The sequence below is a fragment of the Sulfitobacter sp. SK012 genome (assembly GCF_003352085.1).
Classification (GTDB): domain Bacteria; phylum Pseudomonadota; class Alphaproteobacteria; order Rhodobacterales; family Rhodobacteraceae; genus Sulfitobacter.
Genome location: NZ_CP025804.1, coordinates 2,818,789 through 2,841,422 on the forward strand (window position 1 = coordinate 2,818,789; position 22,634 = coordinate 2,841,422).

Sequence of the window (22,634 nt, forward strand, 5' to 3'; positions counted from 1 at the left end):
CTGTCGTCGCCTTTAGCTTTACGCGGCGGCTACAGCGCGGCGCGTCATGACCCCGACCAGATGTGCCCGGTATTCACCCGTGCCATGCAAATCGCCGATCATACCATCCGCAGGTACGCTTAGGCCCGCGATGCTATCTGCTGCAAATGAGCCGTTCAGCGCCGCTTCGGCCTCTGTCCAGCGGAACACACCGCTTTCAGATGCACCCGTGATCGCAACGCGCACGCCGTCCGCATAACGCGCAACAAAGGCCGCAACCAAAGGAAAGCGCGATGCAGGCTGCAGGTGCTTTTCATAATGCGCGGCTTGCGGGATTGGAAATTTCACTTCCGTCACAATCTCACCTTCCTCAAGGGCCGTCTCGAACATACCCTGAAAGAAATCATCCGCCGCAATCTCGCGGCTGTTTGTTAGGATCGTGGCCCCAGAGCCAAGCGCGCCCGCGGGATAACATGCAGATGGGTCGTTATTTGCGATTGAGCCGCCGATGGTGCCGCGATTACGCACCGCGGGATCGCCGATCCGGCCGGCAAGGCCAGCCAGCGCCGGGTAATGCGCTGCCGCTTCGCGCATCACCACCGCGTGGGATGTGGCACCGCCAATGCAAAGACACCCCTCTGCGTCGACGCTTACGCCCTTCATTTCATCAATGCCCGTTAGCGATACCAGCACCGATGGGGCAGCCAGCCGCGCCTTGAGCGTCGGGATCAGCGTTTGCCCCCCCGACATGGGCTGGGCCTCGTCGCGAGTCATCGCCTGGACCGCATCCGCGATCGTCGCGGGTTTTTCTACGTCAAAGTTGTACATCTTGTTTCCTTCCAATCCGGGCCGGGCGCACGCGCCCCTTTGCCCTTCATCTTTCAAATGAACTCAGGCGGGGTTCCTTGGGTTGCCCCCTGGAACCCCGTCACCTTAGCCTTGCATTGCCGCCCAAACACGTGCGGGCGACACCGGCATGTCGATATGCGCCACGTCATGACCGCCTGAACGCATCGCATTCAGAACCGCATTGACCACAGCAGGTGGCGATCCAATCGCACCCGCCTCGCCGCAACCTTTGACGCCCAGTGGGTTATGCGTACAAGGTGTCTGGCACGAATGATCAACGTCATACATTGGCAGATCCGAGGCCCGCGGCATTGCGTAATCCATATAGGACGCGCTCAGCAGTTGGCCGTCTTCATCATAGGCGCAATTTTCCATCAGCGCCTGACCAATGCCTTGTGCAAGCCCGCCATGGACCTGTCCGGTCACGATCATCGGGTTGATGATGTTACCGAAATCATCGGCTGCCGAGAACCGCTCGATGGTGACCTGCCCTGTTTCAGGATCCAGCTCCACTTCGCAGGCATAAGCACCAGACGGATAGGTAAAGTTTGACGGATCGTAAAATGCCGTCTCTTCCAAGCCCGGTTCGATTTCTTCCAGAGGATAGTTGTGTGGCACATAAGCTGCCAAAGTCACATCACCCCACGCGACGGATTTATCCGTGCCAGCCACGCTAAACGCACCATCCTTCAGCTCGATATCCCCTTCTGAGGCTTCCAGCAGATGGCTTGCGATTTTCTTGGCCTTGGCGATGATCTTTTCTGTTGCGCGCACCATGGCTGATCCACCAACCGCGATGGAGCGTGAGCCGTAAGTGCCCATGCCCATTGGGGTATTGGCTGTATCGCCGTGCACAACTTCGACCATATCTTCAGGAATGCCGATCATGTCTGCAACAACTTGCGCAAACGATGTCTCGTGGCCTTGGCCGTGGCTGTGGCTGCCGGTCATGACAACCAAGCCGCCAGTTGCATTGACCCGCACAGTGGCGCTTTCATAGAGCCCCGCACGCGCACCCAACTGTCCCACAAGGTTGGACGGTGCAATCCCGCAAGCCTCGATATAGCAGTTCATACCGAACCCGCGCAGCTTGCCTTTGGCCTCAGATGCTGTGCGACGTGCGTCAAAGCCCGCGATGTCAGCCATCTCTTCAAGCTTGTCCATCGTCGCCACATAGTCACCGGTGTCATATTCCACAGCCACAGGCGTGGCATAGGGGAATTCGGTGATGAAGTTCTGCCGCCGCAACGCAATTGGATCGACACCGAGCTCATGCGCGGCCATATCGACCAACCGCTCCAACTGATACGTGGCCTCGGGGCGCCCGGCACCGCGGTAGGCATCAACCGGCACCGTATTGGTAAAGACGGCTTTGACGTTCACATAAATCAGCGGTGTCTTGTAGTTACCCGCCATCAATGTGCCATGCAGCCATGTCGGCACTGAAGGCGCAAACGTGCTGAGGTATGCCCCCATATTCGCATGGGTATCCGTGCGGATCGCCATGAAGTTATTGTCTTTGTCCAAGGCCAGTTCGATCTTGGTGACGTGATCGCGACCATGGGCGTCAGACATGAAGGCCTCAGAGCGGCTTGATGTCCATTTGACCGGCCGGTTGCAGGCTTTGGCAGCGAATGTGCAGAACGCTTCTTCTTGGTAATGGAAGATTTTGGTACCAAACCCGCCGCCCACATCAGGGGCCACAACACGCAGCTTATGCTCTGGAATACCCAGCACAAATGCGCCCATCAACAGACGGATCACATGGGGGTTCTGGCTGGTTGTGTATAGGGTGTAATCGCCAGTGCCGCGGGCAAAATCACCGACAGCCACGCGTGGTTCCATCGGGTTGGCCACAAGGCGGTTATTGACCAGCTCAAGGGTGGTGACATGGGCCGCGTCGTCAAAGGCTTTCCACACCGCTTCTTTGTTTTCCTCAACAAAACCCCAGTCGTAGCACATGTTGCTGGTCAAATCGTCGTGGACCTTGGTCGCGCCATCCTTGACGGCATCCTTCATGTTCACGACGGCAGGCAGTTCGCTGATCGAGACCTCAATCGCCTCGGCCGCATCGCGGGCCTGTTCCAGCGTTTCGGCCACGACGGCTGCAATCGGTTCGCCAACATGGCGGACTTTGCCGTGGGCCAGCACCGGGTGCTTGGGCTCTTGCATGACTTCGCCATGTTTATCAGTAATTTGCCAGCCACACGGTATGCCGCCGATGGCTTCAAAGTCCGCGCCGGTAAAGATCTGAACGACCCCGTCCATCGCAGCCGCTGCCGCCGTGTCCACGCTATTGAGCGTTCCATGCGCTATGTCTGAGCGCAGGAAAAACACATGCGCCTGCCCCCGGATGTTGATGTCGTCGGTGTAGTTTCCCTCGCCGGTCAAAAACCGGATGTCTTCGCGCCGTTTGCTGCTGGCGCCGATACCGCTGTCCTTAGGCATTGTGATCTCTCCTCCCAGAAAGTGGAGCGCCTCGGCACTCCAAGCATCATATGTCTTGTGGCGGCGTTCATCCGCCGCCCGGATGATTATTCTGCTGCGATTGTTTCGACGTCCTGACCGGATGCGGCCATGATCGCCTTAACGATGTTGTGATACCCCGTGCAACGACAGATGTTGCCGTCCAGATAGTGACGAACTTCTGCTTCGCTTGGCTTGGGGTTTTCTTTCAACAAGGCTGCGGCAGACATCACCATACCGGGTGTGCAAAAACCGCACTGCAGGCCGTGATGGTCCTGAAACGCCTGCTGGATCACATTCAACGTGCCATCTGGGCTAGCTTGCCCTTCGATCGTAGCGATTTCTGCGCCGTCGGCTTCGATCGCCAGCATGGTGCAAGCTTTAACCGCTTCGCCGTTCACGTGCACAAGGCATGCGCCGCATTGGCTGGTGTCGCAGCCGATATGCGTGCCAGTCAGTCCGAGATCTTCGCGCAGGAACTGCGCCAAAAGCGTGCGCCCCTCGACAGTGCCAGATGCGGCCTTGCCGTTCACGGTCATTTTGACCTGTGTCATTGGTATCCTCCCAGTTTTTTGTAGCGTGTTTAAGCGGAGTTAAGCATGTGGTCCCTCAGTTGAGAACCTAAATTTTCAACTATCGCGTTATAGGTCCCCTTTTTCGCAGGATAGTGCATGTCACCGCGCCGGTTATTTTGGCGGGCGATTGCGCGGCTGAGGCCGTGTTGGGATTTCCTTGAGCAGACCACCCACACCCATGGCAGCAATATCGCGCGCGGTGACATCGATGCCGCACACGACGCGGGACAATACCCAATCAGCTCCATTGAGTGCCGGTGCACGGGCGCATCCCGGCAAGCCTATGACGATCTGGCTGCCCTTGTGGCCCAAGAACAGCAAGTTGCCCGGGTCAACCGGCATCCCAAAGCGTTCGATATGCCCCCCAGCCTGCGCCAGTGCCAGCGGACCCACATCTTTGATGTCAGAGGTGGCCGACCCGGTAAGGATCAGCACAAGTGGGCTGTTTGATGCAGCAATCGCAGCGCTCAACGCGTCTGTGCGGTGGGGAACCATCTGAACCGAATTTAATGCAACACCCAAGGCGGTGAGCCTGTTTTCAATCGCAACCCGGCCTTTGTCGCCAGCGCCACCGGGTATTTCTGTGATGATCAACGTCGCATCCTTGAGCACCGGTTGGGCAACACGGATCGCCCCACGCGCAGCGTCTGCCGCTTGCTCAAGGGCCGCCTGCCCGACGGCATAAGCAATGATCTTGATCGTTGCCACCATGCCGCCTTCGGCCATTTGCAGCATCGGCGGTACGGTTGCGATGGTGATCATCGGATCAACTGCATTTGCAGCCTCAAGGGCGGCGACATTCAGCACGGCAACACCGGGTCCATCCGCAATCAGGTTAACCCGCCCGGTAAAAGCGTTGGTGCGTCGCAATCCGTTTGCGTCGGCCATCAAAGCATCCGCAAGCACATCAGCAGCGGCGTTTTCGTCCACATCGCCGGAATCCAGCCGGGCGACGATCACTTCGGCGTGGCCAGCATCCTTCAGCGACGCCAGATCAGCAATGCCGAGCACATGCCCCTTGCGCAACCGCCCCTTAGACAAAGCAACGGAATGCGCCAGCACCGAACCGCACGCATCTTTCACCAAGATCGGACCGAACCTCATGGGCGGCGCAGCGTTTCGATCATCTGCGCCAGAACTGAAACAGCGATCTCGGCCGGGCTGGCAGCACCAATATTCAGACCAACGGGGCCCGCAATACGTGCGATGGTGTGAGGATCAAAGCCCGCTTCGCTCAGCCTTTCAATCCGGCCGGCATGGGTTCGCTTGGACCCCAACGCGCCGACGTAAAACGCTTTCGATTTAAGGGCCACATGCAGTGCGGGATCATCAAGCTTGGGATCATGCGTGAGCAACACAACGGCGGTGCGGGCATCCACGCCCACCTCGTTCAGGGCTGCATCGGGCCAGTCATTTAGCACCCGGGCCTGAGGAAAGCGCGCATCCGACCCAAACGCCTCGCGCGGATCGACAACAATGGGATCAAACCCGGCAATCTGTGCCATCGGGACCAATGCCTGGGCGATATGCACCGCGCCCACAACGATCAGGCGCAAGGGTGGGTTGTGAATGGCAATGAAACGGCTGCCGTCCTCGCTTAGGCCGGATTTATCCTTGCGAAATCGCTCTTCGTTGCCGTCCTCGCTTAGGATGCCGCTCGTTCCGTCGAGGGCCACATCATAGGCAATTGGCCGGCGCGCCGCGCGGGCGTCAACGAGCGCCTGCAATGCCTCTATGCTCATCCCCTGCCCGCCCACAGGTTCCACCAACACACGGATTGTCCCACCACACGCAAGGCCCACAGCAAAGGCATCACCGTCACTGATCCCGTATTCCAACAATCGGGCTTGGCCTTGTTCCAACGCCTCGAGCGCCTCAATGACCACGGCCCCTTCAACGCAACCGCCCGACACGGAGCCCTCCATAGCACCTTCTGAGGACACCACCATTTGTGCGCCCACACGGCGCGGAGCCGACCCCCATGTGTCAATCACCGTGGCGAGTACCACTCCCTGACCTGCCGTGATCCAGGCCAATGCCTGTTCCGGCGCGCCGCGCAAATCTTGCATGTCTCAAACCCTCTCGATTGATACAGAGTTGTGCGCGCCACCCCCGGCACCGTCAAACGAATAATCCAACAGCGCGCCGTCTCTTGCACCTGTGCAGTGGCCCTACTACATAGTAGTGGACCATAAATTTCCATACCCCCGGAGCGCCCTTGATGCCGATGCAAGCCCAAGAAATCGAAGACCTCATCCGCGCGGCTTTCCCCGACGCCCAAATCACTGTCGAAGGAAATGACGGCGTGCATATGGCAGCGATGGTTGTCGACAAAAGCTTTGCGGGCATGAACAGGGTGCAGCAGCAACGCGCAGTTTATGCAGCGCTCAAAGGCAAAATGGACGGCCCCAGCGGTGAATTGCACGCGTTGGCCCTCACGACAAAAGTGCCGGACTGATGGATTTCTCCTGGCTTTGGCCGGTTGGCATCACTCTTATTGGGAGCGCCGCGGTCCTACTAAATGCGCGAATAACTCGAAACCGCCCCAAGCGCCCACATGGCACGGCCCAAACGTGATCTTTACCAGTGTAGATCTCGGACAAGGTACCCAACACTCCAGCGTCACGCGAGTCGCGCGTGACCCACAGACATACGCAAAGGCCTTTGTGCCTGCCTCAGCAAGGAAAAAGAAATGACCGACGCATCAACACAGATCAAAGAGACCATCACCACCAGCGACGTGGTTTTGTTCATGAAGGGCACCAAGGAGATGCCGCAATGTGGTTTCTCAAGCCGCGTGGCTGGGGTGCTTAATTACATGGGCGTTGAGTTTGCGGATGTGAACGTGCTGGCCGATGAGGGTCTTCGCCAAGGGATCAAAGATTTCTCCGATTGGCCGACTGTCCCGCAGCTTTATGTCAAAGGCGAATTCGTTGGCGGCTGTGACATCATCACTGAGATGACTTTGTCAGGCGAGCTGGACACGCTTTTTGCCGAAAACGGCGTGGCATTTGACAAAGACGCCGCAGATAAGATCCGCGAAAGCAACGCCTGAAGCTAAGCGGCTATAAGAACAAACGCGCCGCCGGAATGCCGGGGCGCGTTTTTTTGTTGGCGTCTGGTTAACTGGGCTGACTGCAAAGATTGCACTGAAGAGGTGCTGCCGATTTTATCGACTTCTATTGAGCGGCTCGGAACATAGGGAACAGAGGCGGTGCCTGATCGGCTTTGATGACGCCCATCTCTTCGAAACCATAACGCTTATACAGCGACAGGTTCGCCGGGTTCGTTGATTCCAAATAGGCTGGCCTTCCGTCATTGTCGCAATGTTTGAGGCTCGCCTCTAGCAAAGCAGAGCCCTGCCCCTTGCCTTGGCACGTCGGATCGACCGCAACAAACGCGAGATGCCAACAGTCTTCGTCGGGATGGTATTGATCCATTTGTCCAAAAGTTTCGAAAAGCGCATCATGCTTTTCTGGCGTTACGGTCTGCTCGAAACACGCAACCAGCTGTTCCTCGTCGGGGTGTATGCTTGGTGGAAGCCAAAGAGCGCCGGCAGTAAAATCTTCGTTTCGAAAGGCACTGCCGTTGTCGAATGCGCGCCCTCCAAAGAAATCCATGACGCGCGGAAAGTGGGTCAGAAACTCCGCCGGCTCTGGATACAGCCACCGCATAAAAGGGTCCGCAGAAAATCCAAGCGTTAGACTGCTTAAGACTTTGGATGCTTCGCTTCTGTCCGATGCTGTAAACATTTCGACACTCTCTTTGTCGTTGCTTTTGTTAGAGGGGGGTTCACGTTGCTTATGTGTTTGGGCACCTGAATAACGCTTCAGCCCTTAAGAACTGCAGGTTTGAGTGACCCGACCTTACCCTCCGACCTTCTCATCTACCTCGGCAGCTAGCGATTCCGCGCGGGCGGCAATCTCGGCGAGGGTGTCGTTGACCGCTTGTGGAATCACAGGCACTTCGACGCGCTCAGGCTCGACCACTGTGCCGCGCAACCCAGCAAGTTCGGCTTCGCGCTCGGCAAGTTCTGAGCGGATCTCAGTGATCCGGTCTTCGACGCTGGCGGTTTTGTCAGCGAGCATCAGGCCCGCCATCAACAACATACGCGCTTCGGGCATCCGGCCGACTTGATCGGACAATACCTGAGCCTCGTCATCGAGCATTTTTGCGGCGGCTTGCAGATAGGATTCTTCGCCTTCTTGGCAAGCGACCTCAAACTGACGCCCACCAATAACAATGTTGGTCTCTGGCATTATGCGTCCTCCTCTTTTGCGGTGTTGCCCGCAGCATCCAACAATGGTTGCAGGTTTGCTAGAATTGCGTCCGCCTCGGCCACATCTGCGGTTCGGGCGGCGCGCAAGGCATCCAGTTCTGTCATCATCGACTTATTAATCAGATGGGCATCCCCCACCCCTTCGGCATTGGCGTCGCGCAAGGCTTTGCATGCTTCAGAGAGTTGCGCATTGGCGCGGCGTACCCGTTGCAGATCGATATCAAGCTGGGCCATTCGCGCTTCACCGGCCTCGGCTCGCGCACGCAAGCCCTCGGTCTCAGCTTGGTTTTTTTCGCGCATCGACTTTACCCGCTCTTGAAGCTGGGCATTGGCAGTGCGCTCTTCTTCTAGGGCGCGTGAGGTATCCGCGTCGGGTTCAGAATCCGCACGTGGCCCCAGTTTCTCTAGCCCAAACGCGATTTGATCCATCGCTGCCGTAATACGTCGCTGCAGCTCGTCAATTTCACTCATGGGTGCTGTCTCCCGTCCATTTTGATCTGTTACGCCCCATCAGTGGGCGCGAATCGATGTTGTCACCTAATTTCCCGTAATCCTACCCAAACTGCTGGGCAATTGCGCCCCCCCTTTGAGATCAGCGGCTTGAAGCCCGACCTTGATGTGCTGAGACAGCCGTTTACCACCTGCGCTTGATCTTTGGCGCGGCACTGTTATTCAGCGTTAACGCCATTTTGCCCTCCATAGGAGCCCCTACACGTGGACATCAACGCACTGCGCACTGCCAACCCCGATCACTGGTCCAAAGCGACTGCCATCCGTGCCCTGACACTCGACGCTGTTGCGGCGGCGAATTCAGGCCATTCTGGTATGCCGATGGGCATGGCCGATGTGGCGACGGTGCTGTTTGAAAAGCACCTTAAGTTTGATGCCTCTGCTCCGCTTTGGCCAGATCGTGACCGTTTTATCTTGTCGGCAGGCCACGGATCGATGCTGCTTTATTCGTTGCTGCACCTCACGGGTTACGGCGAATTTCCGCTAAGCGAGCTGGAGAATTTTCGCCAGATGGGCGCGCGCACTGCGGGCCACCCTGAGAATTTCCTGGCTGACGCAATTGAAACAACGACCGGCCCGCTGGGTCAGGGACTTGCCAACTCTGTTGGTTTTGCGATGGCCGAAGAAATCCAGCGCGCCACATACGGTGCCAAGGTTGTGGACCACTATACCTATGTCATCGCCGGTGACGGATGCTTGATGGAAGGCGTGAGCCAAGAAGCGATCACCCTCGCCGGGCGGCATCAGCTGAGCAAGCTAATCGTGATGTGGGACAATAACAACATCACCATCGACGGCCCGCTGAGCCTGTCAGACCGCACTGACCAAGTCGGACGCTTTGTTGCAGCAGGTTGGCATGTGGTTGAGATCGATGGTCACAACCCCGATGAAATCGACGCCGCTCTGACCGAGGCGCGCGCTTCTGATCTGCCCAGCATGATCGCCTGCAAGACGCATATCGCATTGGGTCACGCCGCACAGGACACCTCCAAAGGGCATGGCGCATTAACTGATCCTGATCAGCTGACCGCCGCCAAAGCGGCATATGGCTGGACCACAGGTCCCTTCGAGGTTCCAGCGGACGTGAAATCCGCTTGGGAGGCCATCGGATCGCAAGGTGCAGATGCGCGCCGTGCTTGGGAAGAACGCTTTGACGATATGCCCCGTGGCAAGCGGGACGTGTTTAACCGCGCCCATGCGGGCGATGCCCCCAAAAGGCTGAGCGCCACGATCAAAGCGTTCAAAAAGCAGATGGCCGAAGCTGCGCCCAAGATTGCGACCCGCTCAAGCTCTGAAAAAGTGCTCGAAGTCATCAACCCGGTGATGTCTGAGACTGTGGGTGGATCTGCGGATCTGACAGGCTCGAACAACACCAAAACCAGCGATTTGGGCGTTTTTGACATCGACAGCCGGGGTGGGCGCTATGTGTATTGGGGCATCCGCGAACATGGGATGGCCTCTGCAATGAACGGCATGGCGCTGCATGGCGGCGTCCGCCCCTACGGCGGCACGTTCATGTGTTTCACCGATTATGCGCGGCCTGCAATGCGCCTGTCTGCGTTGATGCAGATCCCGGTTGTCTATGTGATGACCCACGACAGCATTGGCTTGGGCGAAGATGGCCCCACCCACCAGCCTGTCGAGCATCTGGCCATCAGCCGCTCAACACCAAACACGTTGGTTTTCCGGCCGGCCGATACCATTGAAACGGCTGAAGCATGGGAAATCGCGCTGACACAGGCCAAGACGCCTTCTGTCTTGTCACTGACCCGTCAGGGCCTGCCGACTGTGCGCACCGAGCATAAGACCAAAAACCTCACGGCACAGGGCGGTTATGTTCTGGTCGATGCGGAAGGCAAACGTCAGGTAATCTTGATTGCCAGCGGCTCTGAAGTGTCGGTCGCAATGGCTGCGCGTGAATTGTTGCAAGCCCAAGGGATCGGGACGCGGGTTGTGTCCCTGCCCTGTATGGAGCTTTTTGCCCAGCAGGACGATGGCTACCGCAAGCGGGTTTTGCCAGGTGGTGCTGTCCGGGTCGGAATTGAAGCTGGCGTGCGCCAAGGCTGGGATCAATGGCTGCTCGGTGAGCGCGGCAAATGGGGCAAGTCAGATTTTGTCGGCATGGACCGTTTTGGAGCCTCTGCACCAGCTGGTGAACTGTTTGAAAAGTTCGGAATCACCGCCGAAAACGTTGCCGAAAAAGCAAAAGCGCTACTGTAAAAATGCGCGCGGGGCCAAGCGCCCCGCGCCAATTTTCCCCTAGCGGGCATTTAGAAAGGTCAAAATACACGTTTTGACCCGCAAAACAGGCGATCTTCCGCCGTTCACAAAACATAACAAGCTCGCGACTTGTATCGGGTTCATTCTACTTTAACGATTGAACTCCAATAATATGAAACGCGGTTAGCGCGTAATTGGCGAGGTAATGCAGTGGCAGCAATATATGTAATGAGCGCCGTTTTTTGGGGCAGCCTTGCGGCTGTTTCAAATCAGTATGTCGGCGGAACAATCATGACGTCGGTGGCGGCTTACGTGATTTTTGGGCATCTCGGTATGCTCATGATGATCAGCCTGACCTACAAGGCGAACACAAATTTCATGCGTCGCCGTTAAGGCGAAATAGCAGCTTACGAAAACCCGGTTCAGGCTTTCTTCGCCCTGCTCTTAAAGAGTGCGCGCCATGCCGGTGTGACAATCTTTTCCCCGATGGGGATGAACAACAGTCCTAGCACCACACCAAACACACCATCCATTGCGGCTTTTGCGATCCACTGCGTGATCCCTTGCAGCGATAGCGGCACAGCCTGCCCGATGGACACAGCCACATCATGGATCCAATGCCCTATCGTGCCAAAGCCGAGCACTTCGAGCCCATGGACAATGATTGAACCGCCGACCCAAAGCATCGCGCCCGTTCCAATAATCGTCAGAAGGTTTAAAAACCCTGGCATCCCCTTCACAAGACCACGCCCCAGTGACCGCGTCACGCCGAGCCGTCCGTGGTTTGCCATCGCAAGCCCCAGATCATCCATTTTCACGATCAGCGCGACCGATCCATAGACCGCGACGGTAATCATAACGGCCACAGTAGCGAGGGTTGCGGCTTCCATCCAAAAATTACTCTCAGGGATCGCAGCAAGAGCAATTGTCATAATTTCGGCTGAGAGAATGAAATCGGTCTTGATCGCTCCCTTCGCCTTTTCTTCTTCCAGGCTAGCGGGATCTTCTACTGTGGTCGCTGCCGCGGCGTAATCCTTATGCGCATCACTCATCCCAATAGCATGGGCGATCTTTTCAGCCCCTTCAAAGCACAAGTAAGCGCCGCCCAGCATCAAGAGAGGTGCAATGAGCCAAGGTGCAAATGCCGACAGCGCCAAACCCGCAGGCAGCAAAAACACCAGTTTATTCTTGAGCGAGCCTTTGGTGATGCGCCAGATGATCGGCAGCTCGCGGCTGGCCTCAAAGCCTTGCACGTATTTGGGAGACACAGCGGCATCGTCAATCACAGCACCCGCAGCTTTGGTCCCCGCTTTGGCCGCCTGACCAATCACATCGTCGACACTGGCCGCCGCCACTTTTGCAATGGCTGCAACATCATCGAACAAGGCAATCAGTCCACTCATAACGCTCTCCTTTTGACCTCCACCATAGCTAACGAAACACGGTAGAATTGCAAAGTGCCGATTGGGACCACAAAGGGTTACCGCTAACACTCGACTTTAGCGCTAACACCCCGAAATATAGGGCCTTTCGCACTTTAATCTCGCCACAATCCCCCGCTATAGAATGTGCAACCTGCACCTTTAGAGGATACGCAAAATGACCATCAAAGTTGGTATTAACGGATTTGGCCGGATTGGCCGCTGTACGCTTAGCGCGATCGCGGCGTCGGGCCGCACTGACATCGAAGTGGTCAAACTGAATGCGACGGGCCCCATCGAGACCGCAGCGCATCTGCTCAAATACGATTCTGTTCACGGACGGTTTCCGGGCGAGATCATAGTCGGCGACAAGATGTTGAACCTTGGTCAAAACGATATCGAAGTGATGTCGAGCTATGATCTTGAGGCGCTCGACTGGTCTGGCTGCGATGTGGTGTTGGAGTGCACCGGCCAATTTAACGATGGCAAGCTGGCGCAAAAACATATTGAGCGTGGTGCCAAGCGGGTTCTTTTGTCCGCGCCTGGCAAAAACGTTGATCGGACCATCGTCTACGGTGTGAACCATCACACGCTTCAGGCCAGCGACACGATGATTTCAAACGGATCGTGCACCACCAACTGCCTCGCACCATTGGCCAAGGTTATGCATGATGCGGTGGGCATTGAGAGCGGTCTGATGACCACAATTCACAGCTATACTGGCGACCAACCCACGTTGGACCGTCGCCACAACGACCTCTACCGTGCACGTGCCGCTGCCATGGCCCTGATCCCAACATCCACGGGTGCGGCCAAAGCATTGGGCGAAGTGCTGCCAGAACTGATGGGCAAGCTTGATGGAACCGCGATGCGGGTCCCGACACCCAACGTCAGCGCAGTTGATCTGACCTTCACGGCGTCGCGCGAAGTGAGCGTCGAAGAGGTCAACGCTGCAGCCTTTTCGGCCGCCAGTGGACCGATGCAGGGCGTCCTGGGCTATGATCCGGAACAAAAAGTCTCGATTGATTTCAACCATACCGAAGAAAGCTGCATCTTTGCGCCCGATCAGACCATCGTCGTCGCCGGTCGCACGGTCCGAGTTCTGGGCTGGTATGACAATGAATGGGCGTTTTCGGTGCGGATGGCGGATGTTGCCGTTGCGATGGGCAATCTGGGCTGACTTGCACGCGCCGCGGCCCTGCCCTATCACGGAGCCGAGGACAGCAAAGGATCATCCATGACCAACCGCATCGCCATTGTGCTGGGTCTTTTGCTGATCGCTGCCATGGTGTTGGACGGCTATATCTACGGCAACGAGCACCTGATTTTTCTGGGCAAAAAACTGGCTGAGCTGATCGAATGGATGGCGTTCTGGCGTTAGACGCATCCGCATTATTGCAGATTTCGATGCCGGCTGGATACAACAAGCGTTGACAGTTCCATTTACCTGTTCATCATCGATTTACACAATTTGATCAAAAGGTGCCCCATGACAACAACCCTTGCTATCAACGGTTTTGGCCGCATTGGCCGCAATATTCTGCGTGCTTTGATCGAAAGTGGCAGGGACGACCTGCGCGTCGTGGCGATCAATGATCTGGCTCCGCTTGAAACCAACGCCCATCTGTTTGAATTTGACAGTGTACATGGGCGGTATGGTGCGCCCGTTACCACCGGTGACGGGGTCATGGACGTTGGATATGGCCCGATCCGTGTCACCGCTGAGCGCGAGCCTGACAAATTGCCTTGGGATGACGTCAATATCGCGCTGGAATGTACCGGGTTTTTCCGCAGCCCAGAGACGGCAGGCCTGCATCTCAAAAACGGCTCGGGCAAGGTCCTGATCTCGGCACCCGGTAAGGGTGATATCAAAACGGTGGTGTACGGCGTCAACCATGACCTGATCACCGACGCAGACCGCATCATTTCAAACGCCTCCTGCACCACAAATTGCCTGGTGCCCATCGCTCATGCGTTGCACGAGGCATTTGGCATTATCCGCGGCCACATGACCACGGTTCACAGCTATACCGGCACCCAGCCGGTCCATGACCGCACGCACAAAGATCTTTACCGCGCGCGCGCTGCTGCGTTGTCGATGATCCCCACCACCACGGGTGCTGCGCAGACTTTAGGCATCGTGTTGCCCCATCTTGATGGCCTGATAACGGGCACCGCGATCCGGGTGCCCACGCCAAACGTATCCTGCGTTGATCTGGTGGTTGAACTGTCAAACTCAGCGACCGAAACCGAAGTGAACGCGGCGATGGAAACTGCGGCGGCGGGCATGAACGGTGTGATGGGTGTGGAAACTCGTAAACTGGTGTCGATTGACTTTAACCACGACGCCCGTTCGGCAATTTTTGCCAGTGATCAAACTTCGATGCAGCAAGGTAACCTGCTGCGGGTGCTGGCGTGGTATGACAATGAATGGGGATTTTCCAACCGCATGTTGGATACCGCAACTGTGATGGCGCAAGTCTAAGCGAGGCTAGTTGCCAAAGCGCTTGCGCAGCTCCTCATTCACCCGCGGCGTCACAAATTTGCTGACGTCGCCATCAAGCCGCGCGATCTCTTTGACCAGCTTACTGGCAATGGCCTGATGCTGTGCCTCGGCCATCAAAAACACCGTCTCAATCTCATTATCAAGCTGGCGGTTCATACCAACCATTTGATATTCATACTCAAAATCAGCTACAGCACGAAGGCCTCGGATGATCGTTTGTGCGCCCACGTCCCGCGCGCATTTGATCAATAGGTTCTCAAAAGGGTGCACGACGATTTCAGTGCTCGTTTGCTCTGATAGAGAAACACACTCCGCTTCGATCAACGCCACGCGTTCCTCAAGATCAAAAAGTGGTCCCTTGTCGCGGTTGATCGCCACTCCGATGACCAGCTTGTCCACCAAGCGCGCAGCGCGGCGGATGATATCAATATGACCCAAAGTTATGGGATCAAACGTACCGGGATAAAGGCCAATGCGCATCGGCACGCTCCTTGGATCGTCAAGTGTCAGGTCAGGCATAATGCCCACGAGATTTGCAAAAGTGCAACCCGGTGGGGCGGAGGCTCAATGCCCCATGATCATGCCTTCTAGCGCTTCTTTTTCCATCGAAAGTTCCATCAAGCGCGCCTTGACCACATCACCAAGTGAAATCAAGCCAACAAGGACACCGTCCTCAAGAACCGGCATGTGCCGAAAACGCCCATCTGTCATTTGCTGAAGCACAGCGTCAGAGCGGTCGCTTTTTGTGCAGGTCACCAATTTACGCGTCATCAAGGCCTCAACGGTTTGGTCCAGGCACCCCGAACCACTGCGCCCCAACTCTCGTACGATGTCACGTTCTGACAGGATACCGTCGGGTGATTTGCCGCTGGCGGAAACGATCAGGGTCCCGATCCGCTTTTCGGATAGCATTCTGGCAGCCTCTGCTACCGTCATACTGGGCAGCACCGTCACAACCGCATCGTCGGCCTTGGTCTTGAGAATTTGCGATACAAGCATGTCGACTTCCCCATTTTTGATCAGTTATATTTCCAGCGTCACGATAAAGCAGTGACCTGTCAAGCATTTGCCTCCAACGCGGCCACTTCTGCCCGCAACCCCGCCACCAAACATTGTGTAAATCGCGAAAGCCGTAAGTTGCGTTGATCATCTGCGTGGCGGATCAGATAAAACGCCCGCGTAAGCGCAATTTCATCCACAAGAATGCGCCGAACGCCCGGAGCCTGCGACAGGCTAAAGTCATGAACGACGCCAATGCCTGCGCCTTGTCGGATCATATTGACCTGTACCGATACCGAATTTGACGCCATCGGCACCCGCCCCACGCCAAGATCGGCGAGGTAATCGAGCTCACGGTCAAATATCATGTCCGGAATATACCCCACCAAACGGTGCCCCTTCAAATCCGCCACGGACCGGATCGGGGGATGGCCATCCAGATAGGCGTCTGACCCCGCCAGATGCAGCTGATAAGCGGTGATTTTCTGTACCAGCAATCGCCCCGCGGTGGGTGCGCTAACGCCAATCGCCACATCCGCTTCGCGCCGTGACAGATTAAACACCCGGGGCAAGGCGACAATCTGGATATCCAGCTCTGGGTTTTCCTCGGCGATCCGGGCACACACCTGCGGCAATAGATAGTTTGCGCAACCATCCGGGGCTCCTACCCTAATCTGCCCACTCAGTCGGTCGCTTTGCTCGGCAACACCGGCCGTGGCAGCGCGCATCGCTTGCTCTGCTGCCTCAGCGCGGGCCAACAAATCCGCCCCGGCTTGCGTCAGCGCATAGCCCTGGGGGGATTTGGCAAATAGCACCGCTTGCAACGATTTTTCCAATCGTGCCATCCGCCGCCCGAGCGTTGCAGGGTCCAGCCTTAACTGTTTGCCCGCACCTGACAGGCTTTGTTCGCGCGCCACCGCCAGAAACAGCCGCAGGTCATCCCAATTGCTTTCCACGTCGTTTCCTTCTTGGTTTTGCAAAAATGCAAAATGATTTTGAAACCTTGCCCCTGTTACATCTCTTTTTGCAAGGCTATCGTACCGCCAACCCTCAAAGGAGATTTCCATGCAAGAACTGACCCACTATCTCAACGGTGCCCATGTCAAAGGCACCTCTGGCCGCTTTGCTGATGTGATGAACCCCTCCACTGGCGAAGTGCAAGCCAAGGTGCCGCTCGCAAATGGCGCTGAGATGGATCAAGCCGTTGCCTATGCCGCAGCCGCACAGCCTGCATGGGCCGCGACCAACCCACAGCGACGCGCACGCGTGTTGATGAAGCTGGTGGACCTGCTGAACCGCGATATGGACAAACTTGCCGAAGCGCTTTCGCGCGAGCACGGCAAAACCCTGCCAGATGCAGCTGGTGACGTGCAGCGTGGCCTTGAGGTCGTGGAATATTGCGTTGGCGCACCACAGCTTCTCAAAGGCGAATATACTGACTCCGCAGGCCCCGGCATCGACATGTACTCCATGCGTCAGGCTTTGGGCGTCACAGCGGGCATCACGCCCTTTAACTTTCCAGCGATGATCCCGATGTGGATGTTTGCCCCGGCCATCGCTTGCGGCAACGCCTTTATCCTCAAGCCATCAGAGCGCGATCCATCTGTTCCATTGATGCTCGCAGAACTTGCCGAAGAAGCAGGCCTGCCAAAAGGCATTTTGCAGGTTGTGAACGGTGACAAAGAAGCCGTTGATGCGATCTTGCACAACGACGTCATCCAATCTGTTGGCTTTGTTGGCTCGACCCCGATTGCGGAATATATTTACGCCACGGGCTGTGCCAACGGCAAACGCGTTCAGTGCTTTGGTGGTGCCAAGAACCACATGATCATCATGCCAGACGCTGACATGGATCAAGCCGCAGATGCGCTGATCGGTGCCGGTTACGGCGCTGCAGGCGAACGTTGCATGGCGATCTCGGTTGCGGTTCCGGTGGGCGATGACACGGCGGACCGGTTGATCGAGAAACTGGTGCCCCGTATTGAAGCGCTCAAGGTTGGCCCCTACACCTCCGGTAAGGACGTCGATTACGGCCCCGTTGTAACGGCTGCTGCCAAGGCCAATATCGAACGCTTGGTTCAAACCGGCATCGATCAAGGTGCCGAGCTGGTTGTAGACGGACGCGATTTCAAACTGCAGGGCTACGAGGATGGTTATTTCATCGGCCCACATCTTTTTGACCGCGCGACCAAAGACATGGACATCTATAAGTACGAGATCTTTGGCCCTGTTCTGACCTGCGTGCGCGCCGAAACCTACGAAGAGGCGTTGGCGCTGGCGATGGATCATGAATACGGCAATGGCACCGCGATCTTTACCCGCGATGGCGATGCGGCACGTGATTTTGCGAACCGGATCAATGTCGGCATGATCGGCATCAACGTGCCAATCCCTGTGCCGCTGGCCTATCACACCTTTGGCGGTTGGAAAAAATCTGTCTTTGGTGATTTGAACCAGCACGGACCGGATGCATTCAAATTCTACACACGCACCAAAACTGTGACGGCCCGCTGGCCCTCAGGCATCAAAGAAGGCGGCGAATTCTCCATCCCTGTAATGGAATAACGATCCGCCCCCGACACAAACAAAAGGCAGCCCTGAGGCTGCCTTTTTTCGTTCGATATAGCTGTCTTGCGTTAGGCAGCGCGACGACGCCGGCGCGCAGCGGCCAAACCGCCCAGACCCGCCATCAGCATCCAACCAGCCGCAGGCAGCGGCACTTCGTTGACCGGGGGTGGTGTACCCGGAATGCCAATCATCTTGTTGCTGCCACCACCAAGCTGGCCCACGCCAACTTCTTGGAAACGCAAGCCAACGCGTGTGAAGTCCATTGCGAAAAACTCACCAGACAGAAAGAAGCTCTGCGAAGTCGGATAGACCGAAAGCTTATCAAACCGGATAGCCAGGTCGAAATCTCCCGACGACTGCATTCCGACCGTCATATCGTCCATATCACCCTCCAGGTTGGCACCCATTCCCGCATCATTGGTATCAAATGAAACAGCCTCAAACGCCGCGAGTGGGTCCGAACCAAGATTGAAGTAAATGTCGTCGTAATTTGCGGAACCACCAAAGTCGAAGAACAACCCTGTCAACGTACCTACGTTCACGGTTGATCCGAGCAAACCAACATTTACTTCGACTTCACCGACGACGCCGGTGTCTGTCACAGTTACAAACGGTAGAACACTGTTAGGTGTGTCGTTGAATGTATAGCTTTCGAATGACACCACCGCGGCCGATGCGGTTGATGCAACAAAAAGCGATGCGGCAACTATGCCGCCTCTAAACAAATTTTTCATATAATCTTCCCCTAAGGTTCATCGTTATTGACACCCGACCTAACGAGCAGGGCACCGTTTATCACCTTTTTAACCCATAACAACAAAATACAGGCAAAACTGCCTTAAATCTGCCACTTTTCCCTTTACACGAGAAAATCAAACCTCCTTTGGAAACAAACTCGTCTTTTACGGGTCATTGTTTACACGGACTAACTTGAATGAGGAGTGATTCTATCCGCAAAAAAACGCCTAAATCCCCTTTGAATACTTGCCAGACCAGTTGCTCCCAGCTAATTTAACATGTGTTCAATAATCGTTACTTTTGGGGGACGACGACCATGGATTTTGCACTAAGCGAAGAGCAGACGGCCATTTTCGATATGGCGTACAGCTTTGGACAAGAGCATATCGCCCCATTCGCGCGGGCTTGGGAAAAAGACGAGACCATCCCAAAAGATCTGTGGCCCAAAATTGCGGAGCTTGGTTTTGGCGGGCTCTATGTGTCTGAGGACACGGGCGGCTCTGGTCTTACTCGGCTGGATGCAACGTTGGTGTTTGAAGCACTGTCGATGGCGTGCCCTTCGGTTGCGGCCTTCCTGTCGATCCACAACATGTGCGCCAAGATGCTCGATACCTTCGCCAACGACGACCTCAAGGCACGAATTATGTCGGACGTTTTGGCCATGAACACGGTCCTGAGCTATTGCCTGACCGAGCCTGGATCAGGGTCTGACGCCGCCGCCCTCAAGACACGCGCAGAGCGCACCAACGAAGGATACACCCTTAACGGAACCAAAGCGTTCATCTCAGGTGGCGGTTATTCCGACGCCTATGTCACGATGGTACGCACCGGTGATGCGGGTGCCGCTGGCGTCTCAACCGTCTATATCGAAGATGGCGCAGAGGGTCTTTCTTTTGGCGGATTAGAAGATAAAATGGGCTGGCGGAGCCAACCTACGGCGCAAGTGCAGTTTGACAATTGCAACATTCCTGCCGGACATCTTATCGGAGAAGAGGGAAAAGGTTTCAAATATGCGATGATGGGGCTGGATGGCGGGCGATTGAACATCTCGGCCTGTTCGCTTGGCGCTGCGCAAACCGCACTGACCTCAACACTGGCCTACATGGGAGAACGGCAGGCCTTTGGCAAACCAATCGACCAGTTTCAGGGGCTGCAATTCCGCCTCGCTGATATGGAAATTGAGATGCAGGCGGCGCGGGTATTCTTGCGCCAAGCCGCATGGAAGCTGGACACTGGTGCGCCCGACGCCACCAAGTTTTGCGCCATGGCCAAGAAGTTTGTAACCGAAACCGGATCGAAGGTCGTTGATCAATGCCTGCAGCTGCATGGCGGTTACGGATATTTGGCCGATTACGGAATCGAGAAACTGGTGCGTGACTTGCGGGTCCATCAAATCCTTGAGGGAACCAATGAAATCATGCGCGTGATCGTCGCCCGCGACATGCTAAAAAACCGATGAGCGATATCGATATCCGGGTGGTCGGGACCGTGGGTCGGATCACCCTCACCCGCGCCAAAGCACTCAATGCGATGACCTATGAGATGTGCCTCGCTATCGAAGCTGCGTTTGATGGGTGGCGGGCCGATCCGGCGGTGTCTGTGATTGTGATCGACGCAGAAGGCGACCGCGCGTTTTGCGCAGGTGGCGACATCGCGGAGCTTTATGCCACGGGCCGAAAAGGCGATTTCGCCTTCGGGCAGCAGTTCTGGGCCGATGAATACCGGCTGAACTACAAAATTTTCACCTACCCCAAGCCCGTGGTGTCGTTCTTGAATGGATTCACCATGGGCGGCGGCGTGGGCATCGGCTGTCATGGGTCGCACCGGATCGTAGGAGAGACCAGCCAGATCGCCATGCCAGAATGTGGGATTGGCCTTGTGCCGGATGTGGGCGGCTCGCTGATGTTGGCCCTGGCCCCTGGGTCTATTGGCGAATATCTGGGGATGACGGCTGCGCGGATGGACGCTGCTGATGCTATTTATGCAGGTTTTGCAGATATTTATATACCAGAGGAACTGTGGCCTTCGTTGATTGATCAACTTGAACGGACCGGCGATGTCACGCTGTTGGACCACACGCCGCACCAAGCACCCGGCGGCAAGCTCAAGGCTCAGTCGACCCTGATTAACACGCATTTCAAAAACCCCAAGCCCACCGCGATCAAAGAGAGCCTCTCCCGCGAGGAGACCGATTTTGCGCGTGCAACACTCAAGGCAATGTCGCGCAACGCCCCTTTATCGCTGGCCTGCACTGCTGAAATGCTACGCCGATTGCGCGAAACGCCGGATATGGCCACAGCGCTGGACTTGGAATACCGCTTTACCTACCGCGCGATGGCCCATGGCGATCTGCTCGAAGGTATTCGCGCTGCAATCATCGACAAGGATCGCAATCCACAATGGCAATTTGCGGACGGCGGCGTGCCACAAGATCGGATCGACGCGATGTTGGCGCCATTGGGAAGTAACGCATTAAAATTAGAGGGTTAGCATGAGCAAGATCAAGATTGGCTTTATAGGACTGGGCAATATGGGCGCGCCAATGGCGGCCAATTTGGCGGCGGACGGGCATGAGGTTTTGGGCTTTGACACCGCGGGGACGACCGCTGTCGGGGTGACTTCTGTGGCTCAGATTGAAGAGGCCGTGCGCGGGGCTGACGCCGTGATTACCATGTTGCCAAATGGTGAAATCCTACGCGCTGTTGCGGCACAGATTACCCAACATATGAAGGCCGGTGCCGCGTTAATCGACTGCTCGACCGTTGATGTAGAAAGCGCACGTAGTGTGGCGCAAGATGCTGATAAAAAGGGTCTTTTGTTCGTTGATGCACCCGTTTCGGGCGGTATCGGCGGTGCGGCTGCAGGCACGTTGACCTTTATGGCGGGCGGATCACCCGAAGCTTTTGCCGCTGCCGCGCCGTTGTTTGAAGTCATGGGCCAAAAGGCCGTGCATTGTGGCGACGCGGGTGCCGGCCAAGCTGCAAAAATCTGCAATAATATGATCCTCGGCGTGACGATGATTGCGACCTGCGAAGCCTTTGCGTTGGCCGATAAACTGGGGCTTGACCGGCAAAAGATGTTTGATGTGGTCAGCACGTCATCTGGATATTCTTGGACGATGAATGCCTATTGCCCTGCCCCGGGCGTCGGCCCTCAATCGCCCGCGGACAACGACTATACCCCTGGTTTCGCTGCCGAATTGATGCTCAAGGACCTTGGCCTGAGCCAACAAGCTGCTGAGGCCGCTGACGCAGATACGCCCATGGGCGCGCGTGCGCTGGAGCTGTACCGCAGCTTTGTTCAGGACGAGAATGGCCAAGGGATGGACTTCAGCGCCATGCTACCGCGATTTGAAAAACGAGGCCGCGGCGACTAGCCAAAATCGGTGCCCCAACTTTGTCCTCAATATGGCGACAATCGGGAAAACCTCGTGGAATGCCCTATAGTTATACCAAGAAGTCCCTAAAGCTGCTCCATTTGCACGGCATTTTGTTCTTTGGCCCACTCCGAGTCGGGCCGAAACT

General features: G+C 56.3%; 24 protein-coding genes. 11 read left to right on the forward strand and 13 right to left on the reverse strand.

What is annotated here, in order from left to right:
* Positions 1 to 18: 18 nt before the first annotated feature.
* The 5 genes from C1J03_RS13780 to C1J03_RS13800 form a co-directional block, all read right to left on the reverse strand.
* Positions 19 to 807, reverse strand: a complete 789-nt coding sequence (locus C1J03_RS13780) for an FAD binding domain-containing protein (protein ID WP_114887122.1) — start codon at positions 805 to 807, stop codon at positions 19 to 21.
* A 105-nt stretch (positions 808 to 912) separates the two neighbouring features.
* The gene (locus C1J03_RS13785) at positions 913 to 3,276 is read right to left on the reverse strand and encodes a xanthine dehydrogenase family protein molybdopterin-binding subunit (RefSeq protein WP_114887123.1); all 2,364 of its coding nucleotides are present in this window, start codon (positions 3,274 to 3,276) and stop codon (positions 913 to 915) included.
* 86 nt (positions 3,277 to 3,362) lie between these two features.
* Positions 3,363 to 3,848, reverse strand: coding sequence for a (2Fe-2S)-binding protein (locus tag C1J03_RS13790; protein ID WP_114887124.1), 486 nt, complete (start codon positions 3,846 to 3,848; stop codon positions 3,363 to 3,365).
* Positions 3,849 to 3,980: 132 nt separating this feature from the next.
* Complete coding sequence (locus C1J03_RS13795; protein WP_114887125.1) at positions 3,981 to 4,973, reverse strand: molybdopterin-binding protein; 993 nt, start codon at positions 4,971 to 4,973, stop codon at positions 3,981 to 3,983.
* On the reverse strand, positions 4,970 to 5,938 hold the full coding sequence (locus tag C1J03_RS13800; protein ID WP_114887126.1) for an XdhC family protein: 969 nt from the start codon (positions 5,936 to 5,938) through the stop codon (positions 4,970 to 4,972). Before C1J03_RS13800 ends, C1J03_RS13795 begins: the two co-directional genes overlap by 4 nt.
* A gap of 152 nt (positions 5,939 to 6,090) precedes the next feature.
* On the opposite strand from C1J03_RS13800, the gene C1J03_RS13805 reads away from it, so the two are divergent.
* Together C1J03_RS13805 and grxD are read left to right on the forward strand one after the other, a co-directional pair.
* Complete coding sequence (locus C1J03_RS13805) at positions 6,091 to 6,327, forward strand: BolA family protein (RefSeq protein WP_114887127.1); 237 nt, start codon at positions 6,091 to 6,093, stop codon at positions 6,325 to 6,327.
* 234 nt (positions 6,328 to 6,561) lie between these two features.
* The gene (gene grxD / locus C1J03_RS13810; protein WP_114887128.1) at positions 6,562 to 6,924 is read left to right on the forward strand and encodes a Grx4 family monothiol glutaredoxin; all 363 of its coding nucleotides are present in this window, start codon (positions 6,562 to 6,564) and stop codon (positions 6,922 to 6,924) included.
* A 124-nt stretch (positions 6,925 to 7,048) separates the two neighbouring features.
* Here the strand turns inward: grxD and C1J03_RS13815 are convergent, their stop codons facing one another.
* From C1J03_RS13815 to C1J03_RS13825, 3 genes are all read right to left on the reverse strand, one after another.
* Positions 7,049 to 7,621, reverse strand: a complete 573-nt coding sequence (locus C1J03_RS13815) for a GNAT family N-acetyltransferase (RefSeq protein WP_114887129.1) — start codon at positions 7,619 to 7,621, stop codon at positions 7,049 to 7,051.
* A gap of 114 nt (positions 7,622 to 7,735) precedes the next feature.
* Complete coding sequence (locus tag C1J03_RS13820) at positions 7,736 to 8,128, reverse strand: cell division protein ZapA (RefSeq protein WP_114887130.1); 393 nt, start codon at positions 8,126 to 8,128, stop codon at positions 7,736 to 7,738.
* Positions 8,128 to 8,619 carry a hypothetical protein gene (locus tag C1J03_RS13825; protein ID WP_114887131.1) on the reverse strand — a complete coding sequence of 164 codons (492 nt, stop codon included), beginning with the start codon at positions 8,617 to 8,619 and terminating at the stop codon, positions 8,128 to 8,130. Before C1J03_RS13825 ends, C1J03_RS13820 begins: the two co-directional genes overlap by 1 nt.
* A gap of 243 nt (positions 8,620 to 8,862) precedes the next feature.
* Here C1J03_RS13825 and tkt point away from each other — a divergent pair, with 243 nt between their 5' ends.
* On the forward strand, positions 8,863 to 10,878 hold the full coding sequence (gene tkt / locus C1J03_RS13830) for a transketolase (RefSeq protein WP_114887132.1): 2,016 nt from the start codon (positions 8,863 to 8,865) through the stop codon (positions 10,876 to 10,878).
* A 228-nt stretch (positions 10,879 to 11,106) separates the two neighbouring features.
* Positions 11,107 to 11,271, forward strand: coding sequence for a hypothetical protein (locus C1J03_RS25360; RefSeq protein WP_162798541.1), 165 nt, complete (start codon positions 11,107 to 11,109; stop codon positions 11,269 to 11,271).
* 29 nt (positions 11,272 to 11,300) lie between these two features.
* On the opposite strand, the gene C1J03_RS13835 is transcribed toward C1J03_RS25360, so the two are convergent.
* Entirely contained in the window at positions 11,301 to 12,281 is a 981-nt protein-coding gene (locus tag C1J03_RS13835; protein ID WP_114887133.1) for a DUF808 domain-containing protein, read from the reverse strand.
* A 196-nt stretch (positions 12,282 to 12,477) separates the two neighbouring features.
* Here C1J03_RS13835 and gap (C1J03_RS13840) point away from each other — a divergent pair, with 196 nt between their 5' ends.
* The 3 genes from gap (C1J03_RS13840) to gap (C1J03_RS13845) all read left to right on the forward strand — a co-directional run bounded on the left by gap (C1J03_RS13840) (position 12,478) and on the right by gap (C1J03_RS13845) (position 14,784).
* Complete coding sequence (gene gap, locus C1J03_RS13840; protein WP_114887134.1) at positions 12,478 to 13,479, forward strand: type I glyceraldehyde-3-phosphate dehydrogenase; 1,002 nt, start codon at positions 12,478 to 12,480, stop codon at positions 13,477 to 13,479.
* A gap of 57 nt (positions 13,480 to 13,536) precedes the next feature.
* Positions 13,537 to 13,680 carry a hypothetical protein gene (locus C1J03_RS25555; protein ID WP_174234467.1) on the forward strand — a complete coding sequence of 48 codons (144 nt, stop codon included), beginning with the start codon at positions 13,537 to 13,539 and terminating at the stop codon, positions 13,678 to 13,680.
* Between the two features lie 108 nt (positions 13,681 to 13,788).
* Positions 13,789 to 14,784, forward strand: a complete 996-nt coding sequence (gene gap / locus C1J03_RS13845) for a type I glyceraldehyde-3-phosphate dehydrogenase (protein ID WP_114887135.1) — start codon at positions 13,789 to 13,791, stop codon at positions 14,782 to 14,784.
* Positions 14,785 to 14,790: 6 nt separating this feature from the next.
* Here gap (C1J03_RS13845) and coaD read toward each other — a convergent pair whose 3' ends face one another.
* The 3 genes from coaD to C1J03_RS13860 all read right to left on the reverse strand — a co-directional run bounded on the left by coaD (position 14,791) and on the right by C1J03_RS13860 (position 16,760).
* Positions 14,791 to 15,285 carry a pantetheine-phosphate adenylyltransferase gene (gene coaD / locus C1J03_RS13850; RefSeq protein WP_114887136.1) on the reverse strand — a complete coding sequence of 165 codons (495 nt, stop codon included), beginning with the start codon at positions 15,283 to 15,285 and terminating at the stop codon, positions 14,791 to 14,793.
* 84 nt (positions 15,286 to 15,369) lie between these two features.
* Positions 15,370 to 15,804 (reverse strand): CBS domain-containing protein, encoded by a 435-nt coding sequence (locus C1J03_RS13855; protein WP_114887137.1) that lies wholly within the window; start codon positions 15,802 to 15,804, stop codon positions 15,370 to 15,372.
* A 59-nt stretch (positions 15,805 to 15,863) separates the two neighbouring features.
* On the reverse strand, positions 15,864 to 16,760 hold the full coding sequence (locus C1J03_RS13860) for a LysR family transcriptional regulator (protein ID WP_114889007.1): 897 nt from the start codon (positions 16,758 to 16,760) through the stop codon (positions 15,864 to 15,866).
* Positions 16,761 to 16,869: 109 nt separating this feature from the next.
* Between C1J03_RS13860 and C1J03_RS13865 the strand changes: the two genes are divergently transcribed.
* Complete coding sequence (locus C1J03_RS13865; protein WP_114887138.1) at positions 16,870 to 18,369, forward strand: CoA-acylating methylmalonate-semialdehyde dehydrogenase; 1,500 nt, start codon at positions 16,870 to 16,872, stop codon at positions 18,367 to 18,369.
* 71 nt (positions 18,370 to 18,440) lie between these two features.
* Here the strand turns inward: C1J03_RS13865 and C1J03_RS13870 are convergent, their stop codons facing one another.
* Positions 18,441 to 19,106: a VPLPA-CTERM sorting domain-containing protein gene (locus C1J03_RS13870; RefSeq protein WP_114887139.1), complete on the reverse strand. Its 666-nt coding sequence runs from the start codon at positions 19,104 to 19,106 to the stop codon at positions 18,441 to 18,443.
* Positions 19,107 to 19,426: 320 nt separating this feature from the next.
* Here C1J03_RS13870 and C1J03_RS13875 point away from each other — a divergent pair, with 320 nt between their 5' ends.
* From C1J03_RS13875 to mmsB, 3 genes are read left to right on the forward strand one after another with little or no spacing between them, the layout of a single operon-like run.
* Positions 19,427 to 20,569, forward strand: coding sequence for an acyl-CoA dehydrogenase family protein (locus tag C1J03_RS13875; protein ID WP_114887140.1), 1,143 nt, complete (start codon positions 19,427 to 19,429; stop codon positions 20,567 to 20,569).
* Positions 20,566 to 21,600 carry an enoyl-CoA hydratase/isomerase family protein gene (locus C1J03_RS13880; protein ID WP_114887141.1) on the forward strand — a complete coding sequence of 345 codons (1,035 nt, stop codon included), beginning with the start codon at positions 20,566 to 20,568 and terminating at the stop codon, positions 21,598 to 21,600. Before C1J03_RS13875 ends, C1J03_RS13880 begins: the two co-directional genes overlap by 4 nt.
* 10 nt (positions 21,601 to 21,610) lie before the next feature.
* The gene (mmsB, locus tag C1J03_RS13885) at positions 21,611 to 22,486 is read left to right on the forward strand and encodes a 3-hydroxyisobutyrate dehydrogenase (RefSeq protein WP_114889008.1); all 876 of its coding nucleotides are present in this window, start codon (positions 21,611 to 21,613) and stop codon (positions 22,484 to 22,486) included.
* The last annotated feature ends 148 nt before the right edge of the window (positions 22,487 to 22,634 follow it).

What these genes read in the sequence shown, in the direction of transcription:
- C1J03_RS13780 (WP_114887122.1), bottom strand. Translation starts at nt 807, where the DNA reads ATGTACAACTTTGACGTAGAAAAACCCGCGACGATCGCGGATGCGGTC.
- C1J03_RS13785 (WP_114887123.1), bottom strand. Translation starts at nt 3,276, where the DNA reads ATGCCTAAGGACAGCGGTATCGGCGCCAGCAGCAAACGGCGCGAAGAC.
- C1J03_RS13790 (WP_114887124.1), bottom strand. Translation starts at nt 3,848, where the DNA reads ATGACACAGGTCAAAATGACCGTGAACGGCAAGGCCGCATCTGGCACT.
- C1J03_RS13795 (WP_114887125.1), bottom strand. Translation starts at nt 4,973, where the DNA reads ATGAGGTTCGGTCCGATCTTGGTGAAAGATGCGTGCGGTTCGGTGCTG.
- C1J03_RS13800 (WP_114887126.1), bottom strand. Translation starts at nt 5,938, where the DNA reads ATGCAAGATTTGCGCGGCGCGCCGGAACAGGCATTGGCCTGGATCACG.
- C1J03_RS13805 (WP_114887127.1), top strand. Translation starts at nt 6,091, where the DNA reads ATGCCGATGCAAGCCCAAGAAATCGAAGACCTCATCCGCGCGGCTTTC.
- grxD (WP_114887128.1), top strand. Translation starts at nt 6,562, where the DNA reads ATGACCGACGCATCAACACAGATCAAAGAGACCATCACCACCAGCGAC.
- C1J03_RS13815 (WP_114887129.1), bottom strand. Translation starts at nt 7,621, where the DNA reads ATGTTTACAGCATCGGACAGAAGCGAAGCATCCAAAGTCTTAAGCAGT.
- C1J03_RS13820 (WP_114887130.1), bottom strand. Translation starts at nt 8,128, where the DNA reads ATGCCAGAGACCAACATTGTTATTGGTGGGCGTCAGTTTGAGGTCGCT.
- C1J03_RS13825 (WP_114887131.1), bottom strand. Translation starts at nt 8,619, where the DNA reads ATGAGTGAAATTGACGAGCTGCAGCGACGTATTACGGCAGCGATGGAT.
- C1J03_RS25360 (WP_162798541.1), top strand. Translation starts at nt 11,107, where the DNA reads ATGAGCGCCGTTTTTTGGGGCAGCCTTGCGGCTGTTTCAAATCAGTAT.
- C1J03_RS13835 (WP_114887133.1), bottom strand. Translation starts at nt 12,281, where the DNA reads ATGAGTGGACTGATTGCCTTGTTCGATGATGTTGCAGCCATTGCAAAA.
- gap (WP_114887134.1), top strand. Translation starts at nt 12,478, where the DNA reads ATGACCATCAAAGTTGGTATTAACGGATTTGGCCGGATTGGCCGCTGT.
- C1J03_RS25555 (WP_174234467.1), top strand. Translation starts at nt 13,537, where the DNA reads ATGACCAACCGCATCGCCATTGTGCTGGGTCTTTTGCTGATCGCTGCC.
- gap (WP_114887135.1), top strand. Translation starts at nt 13,789, where the DNA reads ATGACAACAACCCTTGCTATCAACGGTTTTGGCCGCATTGGCCGCAAT.
- coaD (WP_114887136.1), bottom strand. Translation starts at nt 15,285, where the DNA reads ATGCGCATTGGCCTTTATCCCGGTACGTTTGATCCCATAACTTTGGGT.
- C1J03_RS13855 (WP_114887137.1), bottom strand. Translation starts at nt 15,804, where the DNA reads ATGCTTGTATCGCAAATTCTCAAGACCAAGGCCGACGATGCGGTTGTG.
- C1J03_RS13865 (WP_114887138.1), top strand. Translation starts at nt 16,870, where the DNA reads ATGCAAGAACTGACCCACTATCTCAACGGTGCCCATGTCAAAGGCACC.
- C1J03_RS13870 (WP_114887139.1), bottom strand. Translation starts at nt 19,106, where the DNA reads ATGAAAAATTTGTTTAGAGGCGGCATAGTTGCCGCATCGCTTTTTGTT.
- C1J03_RS13875 (WP_114887140.1), top strand. Translation starts at nt 19,427, where the DNA reads ATGGATTTTGCACTAAGCGAAGAGCAGACGGCCATTTTCGATATGGCG.
- C1J03_RS13880 (WP_114887141.1), top strand. Translation starts at nt 20,566, where the DNA reads ATGAGCGATATCGATATCCGGGTGGTCGGGACCGTGGGTCGGATCACC.